Genomic DNA, 18,115 nt, shown 5'->3' with positions numbered 1-18,115 from the left:
TATCTGCTTGCTTTTGGTCGCTGCATTGATCCAGCCAAAAAGCCCATGAGCTCCGGCTCATCCTCGCAGTCCATCATCCCTGCCGAATATGAGTTTCGATGAGAGCCTTGAGCTTGTCTGCTTTTCCGGCCTCCAGAAGATCCACCATCTGGTGATGCTCCTGCGAGGATTTCTCTATCCGCGCCCGTGTCCTCCACTGGGAGACCGGCGCCGACGACGTACGTTGCCTGAGTTCAGCGATCACGCTGTTTAACTCGCCATTGCCGGAAAGCTGGACCAGGGCTCCGTGGAAGTTCAGGTTGGCTTCGTAGAGCTCTAGCATCGTCCCATGCAGGATCAGGCTTTCGAACCGGTTGGCGAGAGCCCGCAGATTGCGGATATCGTCCGCCGTCGCCATTTCCACGACTTTCGGGATGATGCCGGTTTCCAGCATGATGCGGATTTCCGCAATGTCGTCCGCCTGTTTCCCGTCCGCCTTGTAGACGTGGTAGCCGCGATTGGGCACGTGCTCGACGATGCGCTTCTGCGCCAGCCGGTCGAGCGCACGGCGGATTTCGTTGCGACCGCGGCCGTAGCGGGTCTCGAGATCGATCTGCTTCAGCCACGCGCCTTGGGGAAATAATCCAGACTGGATATCCGTCAGGATGAGCTGCGTCGCATCGGGTTCGCCATCTGGTGCGGTATCGTCGAGCTGGGTATTCATCTGTTTGACTTTCACCGGCCGGAAGGCGAATTGCCTATTCACTAGCCAGATTTTCCAGTTGCCGAAAGAAGAATCTTCTCCTAGATTGGTACCAATTTTGGATGGAATGTGCAGGCAGAAAATGAAAAATTCCGACGGCGTTTGGGAGATCGTTGATAATAAGGCACCGCGATATGCGGAGCTCAGCGATTACGTCTGGGAGGTTCCGGAGACCAATTACGAGGAATATCGGTCCTCGGCGGCGCATACGGAACTGCTGGAGGCCGAAGGTTTTCGCGTCACCCGCAATGTCGCGGACATTCCGACGGCTGTCATGGGGGAAGCCGGCGAAGGCGGTCCGGTGATTGCCATCCTCGGCGAATACGATGCGCTACCAGGATTAAGCCAGGTCGCTGGCCTTGCGGAAGAAAAGCCGGTCGTCGAAGGCGGTCACGGCCATGGTTGTGGCCATAACCTCCTTGGTTCCGGCGCCATGCTGGCCGCCGCCGCCGTCAAGGATTACCTCGCTGCCAATAACCTGCCTGGTCGGGTGCGCTATTACGGCTGCCCGGCGGAAGAAGGCGGCTCCTCCAAGGGTTTCATGGTCCGTGCCGGCGTGTTCGACGACGTCGATATCGCCATTTCCTGGCACCCGGCGCCGTTTGTCGGCGTTAACAACCCGATCTCGCTTGCCTGCAACGAGCTGAACTTCCACTTCTCCGGCCGCGCCTCGCATGCCGCCGCCTCCCCGCATCTCGGACGCAGCGCGCTCGATGCCGTCGAGCTGATGAATGTCGGCGTCAACTATCTGCGCGAGCACATGCCGTCTTCGGCGCGCATCCACTACGCGATCACCGACACCGGTGGCCATGCGCCGAATGTGGTGCAGGCCAAAGCCACCGTCCGTTACCTCGTGCGCTCCCGCACCCTGCCCGAGCTTCTGGAATTGGTGGACCGCGTGAAGGACGTCGCCGCAGGTGCGGCCCTGATGACCGGCACGACGATGCGTTACGACGTGATCAGCGGCGATGCCAACCTCGTCGGCAATACGCCGCTGGAGGAGCTGATGCACACCAATATCGAACGGATCGGCCTGCCGCCCTTCGACGATGCGGACCGTGCGAAGGCTGCCGAATTCCAGAAGACTTTCATCCCTGCCGATATCGCCACCTCCTTCACTCGCTTCGGCTTGAAGCAGCGTAAGGACGTGCCGCTTTGCGACGTCATCTTCCCGCCGGAAAGCGGTGACGGCACGCTGGTGGGCTCCACGGATGTCGGTTCGGTGAGCTGGGTCGTCCCGACGGTCCAGATGCGCGGCGCGACCTATGCGGTCGGCACGCCCGGCCATTCCTGGCAGCTCGTCGCGCAGGGCAAGCTGCCCGCCGCCCACAAGGGTATGACGCATGCGGCCAAGGTGATGGCATCGACCGCGGTCGATCTTCTGATGAAGCCGGAGCTGATTGCCGACGCCAAGGCCGATTTTGCGGCGCGGCTGGAAGGCACGCCCTTCATCAACCCGATCCCTGATGATGTGCAGCCTGATCTTCCGGAGCGTAAAAATGCCTGAGATGCCCCGTTGCCTCCAGATATGCGGATGAGGATCGGATGGCCCAGCCGACGATATGGGAACTGATCGGAACCGGCCCGAACGGCTGGGGCATCGCGCTGGCGATCGCCGCCGTCATGACGATCCTGATCGCACTGTCCGGTTTCGTGATCGGCGCGGTCATCGGTGTCTTCGGCGCCTGGGCTAAAGTTGCCGGCGGGCCTGTGACGCGCAGCATCGCCGGTTTCTACACCACGGTGCTGCGCGGCATACCGGACCTGCTGGTTATCTACCTCTTCTATTTCGGCGGCAGTGCGGTGGTGACCGCAATCGGCAAATTGTTCGGCGCGCAGGGTTTTATCGGCTTTCCGGGTTTCCTGGCCGGCGCGCTCGCAGTCGGCATCACCTCCGGTGCTCAGCAGACGGAAGTTTTTCGCGGAGCCTTCAAGGCCGTGCCGTCCGGTGAGCTGGAAGCGGCGACCGCCTGCGGCATGTCGCGCTGGCTTCGGTTCCGGCGCATCCTCGCGCCTCTGACGCTTCGCCACGCCATTCCCGGCATGGGTAATGTCTGGCAGGTGACGTTGAAGGAATCGGCGCTGGTCTCCGTCACCGGTGTCGTCGAACTACTACGCCAGTCGCAGATCGGTGCCGGCTCTACCGGCCTGCCCTTTGATTTCTACATCATCTCCGCTGCGATCTATCTCGCCATTTCGACGGTCTCGGGCGGCCTTCTTCAATTCAGCGAAAAGCGGTTCACCCGTGGCGTGAGGAGAGGCTGATGGATATTCTGTTTCTCTGGGAAACCTTCCTGAGCCTCATCACAGCTCTGCCGCTGACGCTGCAGCTTGCCGCAAGCGCCATCGTGCTCGGCGCTTTCCTCGCCCTTGGCCTGGCGCTTTGCCGGCTCTCGGGAATCCTGCCACTCGACTGGTTTGCGCGCGCCTATATCTTCGCCTTCCGCGGCACCCCACTGCTGGTACAGATCTTCCTGATCTATTACGGGCTCAGCCAGTTCCGCGGCCTGCGCCAGACGATCCTCTGGAGCGTGCTGCGGGAACCCTATTGGTGCGCCGTGATCGCACTGATGCTGAACACCGCCGCCTATTCCTCCGAAATCATCCGTGGCGGGCTCCTTTCGGTTCCGTTCGGCCAGGTGGAAGCCGCACGCGCCTGCGGCATGTCACGCTTCATGACCTTCCGGCGTATCACCCTGCCGCTTGCGATCCGTCAGGCATTGCCCGGTTATTCCAACGAAATGATCTCGATGGTGAAGGCAACGTCGCTCGCATCGATTATCACCATCATGGAAGTTACCGGTGTTGCCGCCCGGATCATCTCCGAAACTTATCGCGCCATCGAAGTCTTCATCGTCGCCGGCGCGATCTATCTCGCCATCAACTTCATTCTCACCCAGCTGGTCGCCTTCGCGGAATACCGACTGAGCCCCCACCTGCGCCAGCCTGCGGCCTTGCCCACCACATCCACGGGAGCCGCATGATGACCGTTTCCACCACTCCCGCTGCCATCACAGTGCGCGGCCTTCGCAAGAGCTTCGGCCCGGTCGAGGTGCTGAAGGGCATCGACATGGAAGCGCGCGAGGGCGAGGTCGTCTCGATCCTCGGTTCTTCCGGCTCCGGCAAGTCGACCATGCTCCGCTGCATCAACATGCTGGAAACGCCGGATGCCGGCGAAATCACGGTGGCTGGCGAGGCGATCAAGCTTGCTCCGGCGGGCGCTGGCAAGAGCAAGATCGCCGACCGAAAGCAAGTCGAGCGCATCCGCTCCGAGCTCGGCATGGTCTTCCAAAGCTTCAATCTCTGGTCCCACAAAACCGTGCTTGAAAACGTCATGGAAGCGCCGCTGCATGTGCAGAAGCGCTCCCGCGCGGAGTGCCTGGAAGAGGCGGAGGCGCTGCTTGCCAAGGTCGGCATTGCCGACAAGCGTAATCATTATCCGGCGCATCTTTCCGGCGGGCAGCAACAGCGCGCCGCGATCGCCCGCGCGCTCGCCATGCGCCCGAAGGTGATGCTGTTCGACGAGCCGACGTCCGCGCTCGATCCGGAACTCGTCGGCGAAGTGCTGCGCGTGATGCGGGCGCTGGCGGAGGAAGGCCGCACCATGCTGGTCGTCACTCACGAAATGGGCTTTGCCCGCGATGTTTCCAGCCGGGTCATCTTCCTACATCAGGGCGCCATCGAAGAGGAAGGCCGGCCGCAGGACATGTTCACCAACGCGAGGTCCGAACGCTTCCGCAAGTTCATCAGCGGCTAACGCCGCTTCAATCTACCCAAACACAAAGAGAGGGAACTACAAAATGAAACTCATCAAGACGGCAATCGCCGCGGCATTCACCGTCGTGACGCTGATGGCGACCGGCGCCGCTGCGCAGGACAAGACGGAAATCGTCATCGCCACCGAGGGCGCCTTCCCGCCCTACAACCTCACCCGCCCGGACGGCACGCTCGACGGCTACGACATCGAGCTCGGCAAGAACCTCTGCGAGCGCATGAAGATCAAGTGCACCTTCGTTGCCCAGGCATTCGACGGCATCATTCCGGCGCTGAACGCCGGCAAGTTCGATGCGATCATGGCCGGCATGTCGGCGACCGACAAGCGCAAGGAAGTCATCGACTTCTCGATGTCCTACGGCAGCACCGGCCAGGCCTTCGCGACGCTGAAGGGCGGCGCGCTGGAAAAAATGCCGATGAAGGACGAGCTGTTCTCGCTCGCTTCCAACGAAGCCGGCGCCCGCAAGGCAGTCGAACAACTGAAGCCGCTTCTGCAGGGCAAGACGGTCGGCGTTCAGACCGCCTCGATCGCCGCCCGCTTCATGGATGAATATCTGAAGGGCGTCGTGCAGGTTCGCGAATACAAGACCACCGAACAGCACGACATGGACCTCGTCGCTGGCCGCGTCGATGTCGTCATGGCCTCGATGGGTTACCTGATGACCGCCGTCGCGAAGCCGACCAACAGCGACATGACGATCGTCGGCCCGCGCTTCCAGGGCGGCTTCCTCGGCGCCGGCAGCTCGGTCGGCCTGCGCAAGACCGATACCGCGCTGAAGGCAAAGTTCGACGAGGCCATTGCCGCCGCCAAGGCCGACGGCACGACGAAAAAACTCTCCACTAAGTGGTTCGGGTTCGACATGACCCCGCAATAATCGGTCGGTTATCTCGATGATTGGAGCGCCGTGGCAATGCTGCGGCCTTTATCTTTTGGGACTTTGCCACTTCCTCAACGTCATCCTCGCCCTTGTGGCGAGGATCTAAGCCGCTTCAACATATTCGACGTGGATAGATGCTCGGGACAAGCCCGAGCATGACGGCGAGAACATTTCAAAGCCGCGCCTTCGTACTCCGCGGCGTCGCGAGCACGAGATTTGTCTCCGTCGCTGTAATCCCCGGCACCAATCTCACGCGCCGCAGCACATTATCGAACTCGGCAAGCGTCGTCGTGCCCAGCTCGACGATGAGGTCCCAGCGACCGTTCGTCGTGTGGATTTCCGAAATCTCCGGAAACCCGCCGAGCGCCTTGATGACCCGGTCCGCCGCCCTGCCCTCGATCTCCACCATCATGATGCCACGCACCGGCAGCTCGACGGCATCCGCTCGCAGGATGACGGTATAGCCAAGAATGCTGCCGTCCTTTTCCAGCTTTTCCATGCGCGAACGGACGGTGGCACGCGACGACCCAAGATCCGTCGCGAGATCGGAAATGCTGCGCCGGGCATTGTGTCGCAAAAGCGTCACGAGTTTACTGTCAAAATCGTCCATGATCGAAACGGTTGCCAATGATGCCATTTTGATAAGGCAATTTGACAAATTTGGCAAATTGGATTGTTCAATCCGCCAGCTTCCCGTGGTCCACTCATTCTAACGGAGACAAAGACATGCATTGCAAACTGATTGGTATTCCCCTGCAGGATGGCTCGACACAGCTCGGCTGCGAAATGGGCCCGAGCGCGCTTCGGACTGCAGGCCTGGTGGATGCACTGACGGAGCTTGGCCATCAGGTGACCGATCTCGGCAATGTCGGCATCTCCAAGCTTCCCGACATCACCCATCCTAATGCCGCCGTACGCCGCCTGCCGCAGATCGTCGCCTGGACGGAGCTGTTGACCGACCTCGCCTATCGCGAAAGCGCTGAAGGCATGCCGATCTTCCTCGGTGGCGATCATGCCATCTCCGCCGGTACGGTTGCGGGCATTTCTCGCCGCGCTGCAGAAACGGGCCGCCCGCTTTTCGTGCTATGGCTTGATGCCCATACGGACTTTCACACGCTTGATACGACAACCAGCGGCAATCTCCACGGCGTGCCGGTTGCCTATTTCACCGGCCGGCCGGGCTTCGAAGGCTATATGCCGAAGCTTTCCCATCCGGTCGATCCAGCCAATATGTGCATGATCGGCATCCGAAGCGTCGATCCGGCGGAACGCGCCGCGCTGCGTGAGAGCGACGTCACCGTCCACGACATGCGCGTCATCGACGAACACGGGATCGCCGTTCTGCTGCGCGCCTTCCTTGCAAAGGTCGAGGCCGCCAACGGCCTGCTGCATGTCAGCCTCGACGTCGATTTCCTTGAGCCCACCTTCGCGCCGGCCGTCGGCACCACGGTGCCGGGCGGAGCGACCTTCCGCGAAGCGCATCTCGTCATGGAAATGCTGCATGACAGCGGCCTGGTGACCAGCCTCGACCTCGTCGAGCTCAATCCTTTCCTCGATGAGCGCGGTCGTACCGCCATCACGCTCGTCGATCTCACCGCCAGCCTGATGGGCCGCAAGGTCATGGACCGCCCGACGAGGAGTTTCTGATGCCAGTCCCCGCCAACCTGAACATCGTGCCGTTCATCAGTGTCGAGAACATGATGGACCTTGTCGTCGCCACCGGCGTCGAGACATTCCTAGTCGAGTTGGCGGGTTACATCGAAGACGATTTCCGGCGTTGGGAGAGTTTCGACAAGATCCCCCGCGTTGCCTCCCATTCGCGGGATGGCGTGATCGAGCTGATGCCGACCAGCGACGGCGCCCTCTACGGCTTCAAATACGTCAACGGCCACCCGAAGAATACCAAGTCCGGCCTGCAGACGGTGACGGCCTTCGGCGTGCTTTCCGATGTCGATAGCGGTTATCCGCTCCTGCTTTCTGAAATGACGATCCTGACGGCGTTGCGCACCGCCGCAACGTCAGCCATCGCTGCAAAATACCTTGCCCGCAAGGATGCGCGCACCATGGCGCTGATCGGCAATGGCGCCCAGAGCGAATTCCAGGCCATTGCCTTCAAGGCCCTGCTCGGCATTGACCAGTTGCGGCTCTACGACATCGATCCGGAAGCGACCGCTCGCTGCCGCCGCAATCTCGAAAAATTCGGCTTCCATATCGAGGCCTGCAGCTCGGCGGAACAGGCGGTCGAAGGCATTGACATCATCACCACCGCGACCGCCGACAAGCACAATGCTACCATCCTGACTGACAACATGATCGGCCCCGGCGTGCATATCAACGGCGTCGGCGGCGATTGCCCCGGCAAGACGGAAATGCATCGCGACATCCTGCTGCGCTCCGATATCTTCGTGGAATTCCCACCGCAAACACGCATCGAGGGCGAGATCCAGCAGCTTGCGCCAGATCATCCGGTTATCGAATTCTGGCGCGTCATCACCGGCCTGGAAACCGGGCGCAGCTCCGACAAACAGATCACACTGTTCGACAGCGTCGGTTTCGCAATCGAGGATTTTTCCGCACTTCGTTACGTGCGCGACAAGGTGAGCGGCTCGAATTACACGAACCAGCTCGATCTGGTGGCCGATCCGGATGAGCCGCGAGACCTGTTTGGAATGTTGTTACGGCGACAGGCGATATTGGCCGCTGTGTAATTGGTCGCAATGCGAGGTCGCTCCGTTCAATCGGACATTGCTACTCGTTCGACGTCATTTTCGAGCTTCCCCCGAGAAACTATCCACGTCGATTTTGCTCAAGCGACTTGGATCCTCGGGACCAGCCCGAGGATGACGGGGATAGCCCCGATCCGCTCGATCGATAATTCGAGGCCGGGACTTCTTACGGATTATCCCGCTTAAAAATCCAATCATGGTCCGGATGGTTCTTGAACCGCCATTTGCGCATCGGGCCGGCCATCACGTTCAGGTAATACATCTCGTAGCCATAGGGCGCGCCGCAAGGATGGTGGCCCTTCGGCACCAGCACGAGATCGTGGTCGGCGACCGCCATCGTCTCGTCCAGCGAGCCGTCCTCGGTGAAGACCCGCTGGAACCCGAAACCCTGAGCGGGGTTTAGCCGGTGATAATAGGTTTCTTCCAGATAGGTCATGTCCGGAAAATTGTCCTCGTCATGCCGGTGCGGTGGGTAGGAGGACCAGTTGCCCGATGGGGTGAAGACTTCGGTCACCAACAGGCTGTCGGCCACGTCCCGCTCTTCCATGGCGATCGGGAAGATGTAGCGGGTATTGGCGTCCTTTCCCCGGGTGACGAGGTCGAGGCCATCGGGACCGATTACGGCCGCCTCGCGGCCGGGTTTGGCCGGCGCGGTGCAGACGGCGAGTGTGCATTCCGTCGTCGCCTTGGCGCTCCATTCGGAGCCGGCGGGAATATAAACGCAATGCGGCGCCTTGCGCTCGAAGACGCTCATCCGGTCGCCTAGTTCTCCGAAGGACTTGCCGCGCCCGGAAATATCAGCCTTGCCTTCGACGAGAACGAGGATGACCTCCGTTTCGCCGGTCTTTTCCGCAGCACCGTCGCCGGGTTTCAGGCGGTAAAGGCCGAAGCCGACATAACCCCAGCCGGCATCCTTCGGCGTCATGTCATGCACCTTGCCGGAAGTGCCTTTCGGCTTACGCAGCAGGTCTGCCATATTCAGTTCCCTCTCTTGTCAAGACCGGCGGCGAGCGCCATCGCCTTCAGCGAGGAAAGCCCCATGCTTTGGTATTCGAAGGGATTGCGGACATCCGGGTCCTGTTCTGCCTCGATGACCAGCCAGCCCTGATAACCGTGATCGGCAGCGATCTTCAGCACCGGCGCGAACTCGACGCCGCCTTCCTTGTCGCCCGGCACGGTGAAGACACCACGGCGCACGCCCTCCAGGAAGGAGAGACCTTCGTTGCGGACCTGATCTGCAATCACCGGACGGACGTTCTTGGCATGGATATGCCCGACGCGAGCCATGTGCTTTTTCGCGACGCTTTCGGGATCTCCGCCGCCGAACAGCGTATGGCCGGTATCGAGCAGCAGTTTCGCATGCGGGCCGGTATTGGCCATCAGCCTGTCGATCTCGTCTTCGCTTTCGACTATCGTGCCCATGTGATGGTGATAGACGAGGCTGATGCCCTGCCCGGCCGCAAATTCTGCCAACACCTCGACACCCGCGCCGAAGGACTGCCAGTCGCTTTCGGCGAGTCTCGGCCGGTCGTTGACCGCCCTGCCATCATCGCCATGTATGGCGTTAGAGGTCTCGCAGACGATGATCACCTTGCAGCCCATCGCCTTCAGAAGATCGAGCGCCGTCTGCATGGCCTTTTTTTCGTCTTCGATGGAATTGGTGAGCAGGTTGAGCGAATGCCAGCCGGAGACGTAGCGCAGCTTGCGCGGCTCCAGCACCGCCTTGAGGGTGGCGGGCTCCTGCGGGAATTTGTGGCCCTTCTCGATGCCGTCGAAACCGATCTTCGCGGTTTCATCCAGGCACTGGTCGAGGCTGATATGGGCGCCGAGCGTGCGGTCGTCGTCGTTTGACCAGGCGATGGGATTGGTGCCATAGAGGATCATGTCAGCGTCTTTCCTTGAGCGCCGTTTCATAGGCGGCGCGAGCTTGCGTGACTTCGGGGCGGGTCGAGACTTCCGGCACCGCGACATCCCACCAGTAACCACCGCCTTCCGGCGTCGGGTATGGGTCGGTATCGATGACGATCACGGTCGCCACCTTCGCTTCGCGCGCGCCGTTCAGCGCCGCATCGAGATCGGCGATCGAAGACACCTTGCGGGCATCCGCTCCCATCGCGGCGGCGTGGGCGGCGAAATCGATCGCCATCGGGTTTGCCTGGCTGGTATGGGCGTAGAGATTGTTGAACTGCTCCCCACCGGTCGCCATCTGTAGCCGGTTGATACAGCCGTAACCCCGATTGTCGGTGATGACGACGGTGATCTTGACGCCCATGGCAACGGCCGTCGCGAGCTCTGAATTCATCATCATGTAGGACCCGTCGCCGACCATGACGATCACGTCGCGATCCGGTTCCGCCATCTTGATGCCGAGCCCGCCGGCGATCTCGTAACCCATGCAGGAAAAGCCGTATTCCATGTGATAGGAAAGCGGCCGACCGGCCTTCCAGAGCTGATGCAGCTCACCCGGCATAGTGCCTGCGGCGCACATGACGACGGTATTGTCACGCGAGGCGCGCTGCACGGCGCCGATCACCTGCATGTCGGTCGGCAAGAGATTGCCGTCCTTCGGTGCGGCGGTGACCGCATCCGCCTTGGCGAACCACGTTTCCTTGAGACCGGCGTCCGGCAGGTGGAAACGATGGCCGCCGAGCGCGGCCGTGATCAGTTCCAGCCCGACCTTGGCATCCGATACGAGCGGAATCGCCTCATGCTTGGCGCTGTCGTAGGGCTGGACGTTGAGCGAGAGGATTCGCCGGGCGGGATTCCTGAACAGCGCCCAAGAACCGGTGGTGAAATCCTGGAAACGGGTACCGACACCGATCACCAGATCGGCATTTTCGCAGACCGCATTGGCGCTCGATGCACCGGTCACGCCGACCGGGCCGAAATTCGCCGCATGGTCCCAAGGCAACGCCGACTTGCCCGCCTGCGTCTCGACGACCGGAATATTGTGCCGGGCGGCAAAAGCCGCCAGCGTTTCGGTTGCGCCGGAAAAATGCACACCACCACCGGCGACGATGACCGGGTTCTTTGCCGCCTTGATAGCTTCGACCGCGCGCATCAATTCGTTTTCGTCCGGCCGCGGCCGGCGCCAGTAGCAGATCTTCGGTTCGAAGAAACTTTCCGGATAATCATAGGCCTCGGCCTGCGTATCCTGACAGAATGCCAATGTCACCGGGCCGCAATCGGCCGGGTCGGTGAGCGTGCGCATGGCGCGTGGCAGTGCGGTCAGCAGGTGCTCCGGCCGGCTGATGCGGTCGAAATAACGGCTGACGGGGCGGAAGCAGTCGTTGACGGTGGCAATGCCGTCGCCAAAATCCTCGATCTGCTGCAGCACCGGATCGGGGCCGCGATTGGCGAAGACATCGCCCGGGATCAGTAGCACCGGCAGGCGGTTGACATGCGCAAGTGCTGCCGCCGTCACCATGTTGACGGCGCCGGGGCCAATCGAGGAGGTCACCGCCATCGCCCGCTTGCGGCGCAGCTGCTTGGCATAGGCGATCGCCGCATGGGCCATCGACTGTTCGTTCTGGCCGCGATAGGTCGGCAGCGTTTCGCGGATTCCCGCCAGCGCTTCACCCAAACCGGCGACATTGCCATGCCCGAAGATCGCCCAGACGCCCGCGAAAAAGGGCACGCCCTCCTCGGTCATCTGGTTTGCCAGGTAACGCACCATCGCCTGTGCGGCGGTCAGTCTCACCGTTTTCATCGGCCGTTTCCTCCTGCGGCTTTTGACTTTGCCCGGGCGCTATCCCAGACCGTGCAAAGCTCGCGATATCTGCGTGTCATGTCGGCCACCGCCTCGTCGTCATCGATCTGGCCGGCAAACCACTGCCGTGCCGCATCGCCGAAGATCGTCCGGCCAACCGCAAACCCTTTCACGAGATCGAAGCTGGCGGCCGTGGCAAAGCTCTCTTCAAGCTCCGCCATCGGCGCGTCGAGGCCAAGCACGACGATGCCGCGCACATGCGGATCGTGTTTTTCGATCGCCGCGCAAGCGTTTGCCCAGGCGGCCTCGATTTTCATCGGCTCAAGCTTCCACCAGTCAGGATAAATACCGATCTCGTAGAAGCGCTCGATGATCTCAGCGACGGTGCGATCATCGACCGGCCCGACCTTGGAGGGGATAACCTCCAGCAGCATTTCCAGCCGGTTGCGACGGGTAGCGGCAAACAGGCGCCGAACCATATCCTCCTGCTTTTCGCGCATCTCCGGCGGATCGTCCGGATGGTAAAAGCAGAGTACCTTGGCGACATTGTCCGCCGGCCACTCGGTGATACCGCCGAGATCGGGGCCGAGTTCCGGTTCCAGCGTCAGCGGCCGCGAACCCGGCCATTCCGCCGGCCGGCCGATCCAGAGGCCTGTTCCGGTCGCCTTGTAGAGCGTCTCGCGCCCCAACCGGCCATCGCAGAGTATGCCGTAGCCCGGTTGACAGCTGGCAACGTCGAGTGCGGCCTTGAGGCAGAGCGACTTGAACGCATCGATCCGTTCCGAACTCTGGCCCGCCTCGTCGGCAATCGCCTCAAGTTGCATGCGATGGTCAAAGGCGAAAACGCGCAGTTCCGGCCAGTCGCCGGTGCGGTTCGTCGACCAATGCACCTGTTCGAGTGCCGCATCCTTACGTAGCGCCTTGTCGCGAATGCCGGTTCGGAAGAAATACTGTAGCTCTTCCCAGCTCGGATAGGCGGGCGTGCAGCCGTGCCGCGAGACGGCGAAGGCGCCGCAGGCATTGGCGTATTTCAGCGCCGTCGGCCAGTCCTTGCCGGTCAGCCAGCCTTTGAGCAGGCCGGCCATGAAACCGTCACCGGCGCCCAGCACGTTGAATACCTCGATCGGAAAACCTTCGCCGCTCTGGCCCTTATCGAGGCTGTCCGGGATATCGCCTTCGAAAACGACGGCCCCCATTGGCCCGCGCTTGCAGACCAGAGTGGCCGTGGACACCCTGCGCACTGCCCGCAGCGCTTCCAGCGTATCTGTCGATCCGCCGGCTATGTGGAATTCTTCTTCAGTCCCTACCAGAAGATCGAAGAGATGCAGGGTCGATTGTAGCTTGGCGGTGACCTTGCCGGATTCGATGAAACGGCTTTCGCCCGCCTCGTGGCCCGCCAGCCCCCAGAGATTGGGACGATAGTCGATGTCGAGCGCCGTCAGCGCGCCGTTTTGCTTTGCGAGTCGCAGAGACTTGAGGACTGCAGCTTCGGTCTTCGGGTTGGAAAGATGCGTTCCGGTGACCGTGACGCAGCGGGCGTCGGCAATGAAGGCCGGATCGATATCGTCTTCGCAGAGCGCCATGTCGGCGCAGTTTTCGCGATAGAAGATCAGTGGAAACTGGTGCTGGTCGCGGATGCCGAGCAAAACCAGCGCCGTCAGCCGCTCCGGGTCCGTCACCACGCCGCGGACATCCACACCCTCGCGCACCAGCTGTTCGCGGATGAAGCGGCCCATATGTTCGGCCCCGACGCGGGTGATCAGCGCCGATTTCAGGCCAAGGCGGGCGGCACCGGCGGCAATATTGGTCGGCGAGCCGCCGATATATTTGTTGAAGGAAGCCATGTCCTCCAGGCGCCCGCCCACCTGCACGCCGTAAAGATCCACGGATGAACGGCCGATCGTGATGAGATCGAGTGTCGCCAAGATTTCCTCCCTTTCGACGGCAAGGGATCCATGCCCGTACGCCGTCCCGAAAGCGCCCAATCCTCCTTGGCCACCTTCGATCAGAAATGAACCATAAATTCCATTTTCCAGATTTTCAACACAAACATTCACTCAGAGCGTTTTGTGCCGACTGCTACCGAAAGTACGATGGCGAGACAAAGCGTTGCCGAAAGCGAGCGGAAAGCACCGAAATCTACTTCCGAGACGGAAAGTGTAATCGCGTCGAATTTCCGCAAGGGGCTGACGATCGTATCGGTCATGGCTACCACCGGGATGCCCCGGCTGCTCACCGCCTCGACCATCTCGATCGTCTCCGCTGCGTAAGGAGAGAAGGTCACGGCCAAAAGCACGTCGCCGGGGCGGATGGCATTATGGTTGTCGAGCCCGCCAACGCCGGAATGCAGCATGGCCGGCACGTTCATCTTCTCGAACGCATAGGCGATATAGCTTGCAACAGGGAACGAGCGTCGAAGCCCGATGATGTGGATCATCTGGGCCTTCGCCAATGCCTCGACCGCATCATCCAAGGTCTTGGCATCGATAGTCTTGAGCAGATTCTCCAGCGAGGCGCGGCCGACATCGACGAACTCGGCGAGCAATGCGAACGGGGTACCCTCCGCCTTTTCGCGCAGGTTCTTCAGCCGCGTCGAATAATCCGGCCAGCCGCCCGAATAGGAATCGCGAAACAGCCGCTGCATCTCGGAAAAGCCGGAAAAGCCGAGGATGCGGCAGAAGCGCATGAAGGCAGAGGGCTGCACGCCTGCCCCTTCCGCCATTTCTGCGACTGTCGAAACCGCGATCCGGTCCTTGTTGGCCGCAACATATTCGGCGCATTGGCGCAGTCGCTTCGGCAGGCTATCCGAAACGTCGATCAGCCTTTCCTCGAACTGCGTGATGGTGGCCGGCACCCTCTCCTGCATTCACATTTCCCATTGCCTTGACACAGATGAAATCACAATCTAGCAAAATAGAACATATATTCCAAATTCCGATTTGGATGGCCGGAGCGCAAGGAGGCGGGCCGGCGAAAGTGCTAAAATGTCATTGCAAGTGTCTAGGGAGGACATCATGGTCACGAAACTGGCGCTTCTCGGCGCAGGCCGTATCGGCAAGGTGCATGCCCGCGCGATTGCCGAAGACAAGCGGGCGAAACTCGTCTGCGTGGTTGATGCCATGGCGGATGCCGCACAAGCGATTGCCGACAGCGCGAGCTGCAAGGTCAGCACGATCGAGGCGGTCGAGGCCGACAAGGATATCGACGCCGTCATTATCTGCACGCCGACCAACACTCATGCGGACCTGATCGAGCGTTTCGCAAAGGCCGGCAAGGCGATCTTCTGCGAAAAGCCGATCGATCTCGATGTCGAGCGCGCCAAAGCCTGCCTGGAAACGGTGCGCAAGACGGGCGCCAAGGTGATGCTCGGCTTCAACCGCCGTTTCGACCCACATTTTCAGGCGGTGCGCAAGGCGATTGACGACGGCCGCATCGGCAAGGTGGAAATGGTGACGATCACCAGCCGCGACCCAGGCCCGCCGCCGGCCGAATATATCAAGGTTTCCGGCGGCATGTTCCGCGACATGACTATCCATGATTTCGACATGGCGCGCTTCCTGCTTGGTGAAGAGATCGTCAGCGTCATGGCCGCAGGCGCCGTGCTGGTCGATCCTAAGATCGGTGAACTCGGCGATTTCGACAGTGCGAGCCTGATCCTGACGACGAAGAGCGGTCGCCAGGCGATGATTTCCAACTCCCGCCGCGCGAGCTACGGTTACGACCAGCGCATCGAGGTGCACGGATCGCTCGGCTCGGTGTCTGCCGAAAACCAGCGCCCCGTGTCGATCGAGATCGCTAACAAGGACGGTTACACCCGCCCGCCGCTGCACGATTTCTTCATGACCCGTTATACGGCAGCCTATGCAGCGGAAATATCTGCCTTCATCGACAGCCTTGAAAAGGGTACGCCGCTTTCGCCTTCCGCGGAAGACGGCGTCATTGCGCTCGCACTCGCAGACGCAGCCCTGCGTGCAGTCAAGGAAAGCAAGGCAGTCACCGTCGCCTATTGATGGCGGTCAACCACCCCGGACCGATCCGCGCCAGATCAGCTCGGCCTCAAGCCTGTGGAGATTTTCGTGCTCCGCAGTCGGCCGGTCGAGCCAGGCGACGGCTTCGGCCGCGATATGATCGACCGGCTGAGCGAAGGTGGTGAGATTGTAGGATGACCAGGACGCCTGTTCGATATCGTCGAAGCCGATAACGCAGACATCCGATGGAACCGACAGATTGAACTGGTGGCGGGCGGCATCCATCAGCCCGCAGGCCAGGAGATCGTTGACGCAAAAGATCGCATCCGGCCGCTTTTCGCGAGTGAAGAGCCGCTGCGCCAGCACGGCGCCGCTTTTATAGGCCGTCGGGCCGAAACGCTCAACCGTGACCTCGAAGCCGTGCTCACGTCCGGCGGCGCAGAAACCTTCCTCGCGGGCCATCAGGCTCGGCGTTCTGGCTTCGGAATTGGCGAAGGCGAAACTGCGGCAACCGGCTCGGAGCAGCGCAATGAAGGCACGACGAGCGGCCTCCCGGTCGTTGAGATTGATCATCAGCGCGCCCTCGCGATCCTCGTCGCGATTGATGAGCACCAGCCTTTGGCCGCTTTTCAGACAGAGGTCGGTAATCGACTTGTCGGGCATGCCGGACAAGATGATCGAGGCATCGGCGCGGTAGCTGATCGCCTGCCTGAGCGCCTGGTCGACGCTGTCGTCCGAGCGGTCCGTGTTGATCAGCATGGCGATCTTCGACATGCTTTGCAGCTGCCGGGTCAGCGCCCTGACCAGCCGGGCGCGATAGGGCGTGTCCATTTCCGAAACGATCAGGCAGACGATGCCGCTCTCGTTGCGCATCAGCCCGCGGGCAAGATGATTGACGTGGTAGCCCAGCGCTTCCGCAGCTTCTGTTACACGGCGGCGCGTTTCGTCGGAGACGCTGGCACCTGGCGTAAAAGTGCGCGAAACCGCCGATCTGGACACACCCGCCCGATCGGCAACCTCCTTGGCGCTGACGAAAATCTTGCGGCTCATCGCCACCCTCCCCTGCCTATTTCATGCCCACTTTTGCAAACGAGTGCAACAGAGATGTGACAGGGCCTGCGGTCACTTACCGATTTCTTTAGTGATCGGTTATTGACAAGCGATGCAACTACGTGGAACGATTGCACACGCTTGCAAAGCGGGTTATGTGGAGGCGTCACCATAATCTGGGAGGATAATCATGCGCCTTGCTCTTATGGCTGCGACTGCGCTCGCGGCGGGTCTGACGATGAATGCTTCGGCATCGCGTGCAGCCGAAGAACTCAATCTGATCTGCTCCGCAGACGTCGTGATCTGCGAAATGATGCAACAGATATTTCAGAAGGAAACCGGCATTCAAGTGAACATGGTTCGCCTGTCGTCCGGCGAAACCTATGCCAAGATTCGCGCTGAGGCGCGCAACCCGAAGACCGATATCTGGTGGGCCGGTACAGGCGACCCTCATCTTCAGGCGGCATCCGAAGGCCTGACGCAGGAATACAAGTCGCCGCTGCTCGGCGAACTGAACGATTGGGCCAAGAAGCAGGCTGAGGCCTCGGGTTTCCGCACCGTGGGGGTTTATGCCGGCGCACTCGGCTGGGGTTACAATACTGACCTCTTCAAGCAGAAGAACCTGAAGGAGCCGAAGTGCTGGGCAGACCTGCTGGATGCGTCCTTCAAGGGCGAAATCCAGATGGCGAACCCGAATTCATCAGGCACCGCATATACCGCGCTGGCGACGCTCGTGCAGATCATGGGCGAGGACAAGGCCTATGACTATCTGAAGAAGCTCAACGCCAACGTCTCGCAATATACCAAGTCCGGCTCGGCGCCGGTGAAGGCCGCCGGCCGTGGCGAAACGGCAATCGGCATCGTCTTCATGCATGACGCGGTGGCCGTCGCCGTCGAAGGTTTCCCGGTCAAGTCCATCGCCCCTTGCGAAGGCACCGGTTACGAAATCGGCTCCATGTCGATCGTCAAGGGCGCCCGCAACCTGGAAAATGCCAAGAAATGGTATGACTGGGCACTGAAAGCGGACGTTCAGTCGCACATGAAGGATGCCAAGTCCTTCCAGCTTCCGTCGAACTCGAAGGCCGAAGTGCCGAAGGAATCGCCGAAGTTCTCCGAGATCAAGCTGATCGACTACGACTTCACCAAATACGGTGACCCGAATACCCGCAAGAAGCTGCTGGAGCGTTGGGACAAGGAAATCGGCGCCAACGCCAACTGACCTCAATCGCCCCGCCGCGCCCGGGCCCGTTCCGGCGCGGCGGACCTGT

Annotated in this window: 17 protein-coding genes; 9 read left to right on the top strand and 8 right to left on the bottom strand. The window is 61.0% G+C overall.

The features are described 5' to 3' along the window. Nucleotides 1-73 precede the first annotated feature (73 nt). A complete protein-coding gene (locus KX729_RS13090) occupies nt 74-703 on the bottom strand; it encodes a GntR family transcriptional regulator (RefSeq protein ID WP_219743129.1) in 630 nt (209 codons plus the stop codon). Between the two features lie 121 nt (nt 704-824). On the opposite strand from KX729_RS13090, the gene KX729_RS13085 reads away from it, so the two are divergent. From KX729_RS13085 to KX729_RS13065, 5 genes are read left to right on the top strand one after another with little or no spacing between them, the layout of a single operon-like run. Next, nucleotides 825-2,249, top strand: coding sequence for a M20 family metallopeptidase (locus KX729_RS13085; protein ID WP_219742901.1), 1,425 nt, complete (start codon nt 825-827; stop codon nt 2,247-2,249). Nucleotides 2,250-2,287: 38 nt separating this feature from the next. Further along, the gene (locus KX729_RS13080; protein ID WP_219742900.1) at nt 2,288-3,007 is read left to right on the top strand and encodes an ABC transporter permease; all 720 of its coding nucleotides are present in this window, start codon (nt 2,288-2,290) and stop codon (nt 3,005-3,007) included. Beyond that, nucleotides 3,007-3,726 carry an ABC transporter permease gene (locus tag KX729_RS13075; RefSeq protein ID WP_219742899.1) on the top strand — a complete coding sequence of 240 codons (720 nt, stop codon included), beginning with the start codon at nt 3,007-3,009 and terminating at the stop codon, nt 3,724-3,726. The genes KX729_RS13080 and KX729_RS13075 overlap by 1 nt, the downstream gene beginning before the upstream one ends. After that, nucleotides 3,726-4,499 carry an ABC transporter ATP-binding protein gene (locus tag KX729_RS13070; RefSeq protein WP_219742898.1) on the top strand — a complete coding sequence of 258 codons (774 nt, stop codon included), beginning with the start codon at nt 3,726-3,728 and terminating at the stop codon, nt 4,497-4,499. The genes KX729_RS13075 and KX729_RS13070 overlap by 1 nt, the downstream gene beginning before the upstream one ends. A 43-nt stretch (nt 4,500-4,542) precedes the next feature. Further along, the gene (locus KX729_RS13065) at nt 4,543-5,391 is read left to right on the top strand and encodes a transporter substrate-binding domain-containing protein (protein ID WP_219742897.1); all 849 of its coding nucleotides are present in this window, start codon (nt 4,543-4,545) and stop codon (nt 5,389-5,391) included. 175 nt (nt 5,392-5,566) lie between these two features. Here the strand turns inward: KX729_RS13065 and KX729_RS13060 are convergent, their stop codons facing one another. Then, complete coding sequence (locus tag KX729_RS13060; RefSeq protein WP_219743128.1) at nt 5,567-6,004, bottom strand: Lrp/AsnC family transcriptional regulator; 438 nt, start codon at nt 6,002-6,004, stop codon at nt 5,567-5,569. 116 nt (nt 6,005-6,120) lie between these two features. Here KX729_RS13060 and rocF point away from each other — a divergent pair, with 116 nt between their 5' ends. Next, nucleotides 6,121-7,041, top strand: coding sequence for an arginase (rocF, locus tag KX729_RS13055; protein ID WP_219742896.1), 921 nt, complete (start codon nt 6,121-6,123; stop codon nt 7,039-7,041). Further along, the gene (gene ocd / locus KX729_RS13050; RefSeq protein WP_219742895.1) at nt 7,041-8,102 is read left to right on the top strand and encodes an ornithine cyclodeaminase; all 1,062 of its coding nucleotides are present in this window, start codon (nt 7,041-7,043) and stop codon (nt 8,100-8,102) included. Before rocF ends, ocd begins: the two co-directional genes overlap by 1 nt. 184 nt (nt 8,103-8,286) lie before the next feature. On the opposite strand, the gene iolB is transcribed toward ocd, so the two are convergent. The 5 genes from iolB to KX729_RS13025 form a co-directional block, all read right to left on the bottom strand. Beyond that, complete coding sequence (iolB, locus tag KX729_RS13045) at nt 8,287-9,096, bottom strand: 5-deoxy-glucuronate isomerase (RefSeq protein WP_219742894.1); 810 nt, start codon at nt 9,094-9,096, stop codon at nt 8,287-8,289. Between the two features lie 2 nt (nt 9,097-9,098). Further along, nucleotides 9,099-10,004, bottom strand: a complete 906-nt coding sequence (gene iolE / locus KX729_RS13040) for a myo-inosose-2 dehydratase (RefSeq protein ID WP_219742893.1) — start codon at nt 10,002-10,004, stop codon at nt 9,099-9,101. 1 nt (nt 10,005) lies between these two features. Continuing rightward, nucleotides 10,006-11,829, bottom strand: coding sequence for a 3D-(3,5/4)-trihydroxycyclohexane-1,2-dione acylhydrolase (decyclizing) (iolD, locus tag KX729_RS13035; protein WP_219742892.1), 1,824 nt, complete (start codon nt 11,827-11,829; stop codon nt 10,006-10,008). Next, nucleotides 11,826-13,754 (bottom strand): bifunctional 5-dehydro-2-deoxygluconokinase/5-dehydro-2-deoxyphosphogluconate aldolase, encoded by a 1,929-nt coding sequence (locus KX729_RS13030; RefSeq protein ID WP_246617568.1) that lies wholly within the window; start codon nt 13,752-13,754, stop codon nt 11,826-11,828. Before KX729_RS13030 ends, iolD begins: the two co-directional genes overlap by 4 nt. Before the next feature lie 128 nt (nt 13,755-13,882). Next, nucleotides 13,883-14,695: a MurR/RpiR family transcriptional regulator gene (locus KX729_RS13025; protein WP_219742891.1), complete on the bottom strand. Its 813-nt coding sequence runs from the start codon at nt 14,693-14,695 to the stop codon at nt 13,883-13,885. 148 nt (nt 14,696-14,843) lie between these two features. Between KX729_RS13025 and iolG the strand changes: the two genes are divergently transcribed. After that, on the top strand, nt 14,844-15,839 hold the full coding sequence (gene iolG / locus KX729_RS13020; RefSeq protein WP_219742890.1) for an inositol 2-dehydrogenase: 996 nt from the start codon (nt 14,844-14,846) through the stop codon (nt 15,837-15,839). Nucleotides 15,840-15,845: 6 nt separating this feature from the next. Here the strand turns inward: iolG and KX729_RS13015 are convergent, their stop codons facing one another. Beyond that, nucleotides 15,846-16,847, bottom strand: a complete 1,002-nt coding sequence (locus KX729_RS13015; protein ID WP_219742889.1) for a LacI family DNA-binding transcriptional regulator — start codon at nt 16,845-16,847, stop codon at nt 15,846-15,848. Between the two features lie 190 nt (nt 16,848-17,037). Here KX729_RS13015 and KX729_RS13010 point away from each other — a divergent pair, with 190 nt between their 5' ends. Then, complete coding sequence (locus tag KX729_RS13010) at nt 17,038-18,066, top strand: ABC transporter substrate-binding protein (protein ID WP_219742888.1); 1,029 nt, start codon at nt 17,038-17,040, stop codon at nt 18,064-18,066. Nucleotides 18,067-18,115: the final 49 nt, after the last annotated feature.

This window comes from Neorhizobium populisoli, from assembly GCF_019430945.1.
Lineage (GTDB): Bacteria > Pseudomonadota > Alphaproteobacteria > Rhizobiales > Rhizobiaceae > Neorhizobium > Neorhizobium populisoli.
The sequence above is the reverse complement of the archived record's forward strand: the minus strand, read 5'-3'. Positions and strand labels throughout refer to the sequence as shown.

Coding starts and splice junctions, on each gene's coding strand:
- KX729_RS13090 (WP_219743129.1), bottom strand. CDS start 703: ATGAATACCCAGCTCGACGATACCGCACCAGATGGCGAACCCGATGCG.
- KX729_RS13085 (WP_219742901.1), top strand. CDS start 825: ATGAAAAATTCCGACGGCGTTTGGGAGATCGTTGATAATAAGGCACCG.
- KX729_RS13080 (WP_219742900.1), top strand. CDS start 2,288: ATGGCCCAGCCGACGATATGGGAACTGATCGGAACCGGCCCGAACGGC.
- KX729_RS13075 (WP_219742899.1), top strand. CDS start 3,007: ATGGATATTCTGTTTCTCTGGGAAACCTTCCTGAGCCTCATCACAGCT.
- KX729_RS13070 (WP_219742898.1), top strand. CDS start 3,726: ATGACCGTTTCCACCACTCCCGCTGCCATCACAGTGCGCGGCCTTCGC.
- KX729_RS13065 (WP_219742897.1), top strand. CDS start 4,543: ATGAAACTCATCAAGACGGCAATCGCCGCGGCATTCACCGTCGTGACG.
- KX729_RS13060 (WP_219743128.1), bottom strand. CDS start 6,004: ATGGACGATTTTGACAGTAAACTCGTGACGCTTTTGCGACACAATGCC.
- rocF (WP_219742896.1), top strand. CDS start 6,121: ATGCATTGCAAACTGATTGGTATTCCCCTGCAGGATGGCTCGACACAG.
- ocd (WP_219742895.1), top strand. CDS start 7,041: ATGCCAGTCCCCGCCAACCTGAACATCGTGCCGTTCATCAGTGTCGAG.
- iolB (WP_219742894.1), bottom strand. CDS start 9,096: ATGGCAGACCTGCTGCGTAAGCCGAAAGGCACTTCCGGCAAGGTGCAT.
- iolE (WP_219742893.1), bottom strand. CDS start 10,004: ATGATCCTCTATGGCACCAATCCCATCGCCTGGTCAAACGACGACGAC.
- iolD (WP_219742892.1), bottom strand. CDS start 11,829: ATGAAAACGGTGAGACTGACCGCCGCACAGGCGATGGTGCGTTACCTG.
- KX729_RS13025 (WP_219742891.1), bottom strand. CDS start 14,695: ATGCAGGAGAGGGTGCCGGCCACCATCACGCAGTTCGAGGAAAGGCTG.
- iolG (WP_219742890.1), top strand. CDS start 14,844: ATGGTCACGAAACTGGCGCTTCTCGGCGCAGGCCGTATCGGCAAGGTG.
- KX729_RS13015 (WP_219742889.1), bottom strand. CDS start 16,847: ATGAGCCGCAAGATTTTCGTCAGCGCCAAGGAGGTTGCCGATCGGGCG.
- KX729_RS13010 (WP_219742888.1), top strand. CDS start 17,038: ATGCGCCTTGCTCTTATGGCTGCGACTGCGCTCGCGGCGGGTCTGACG.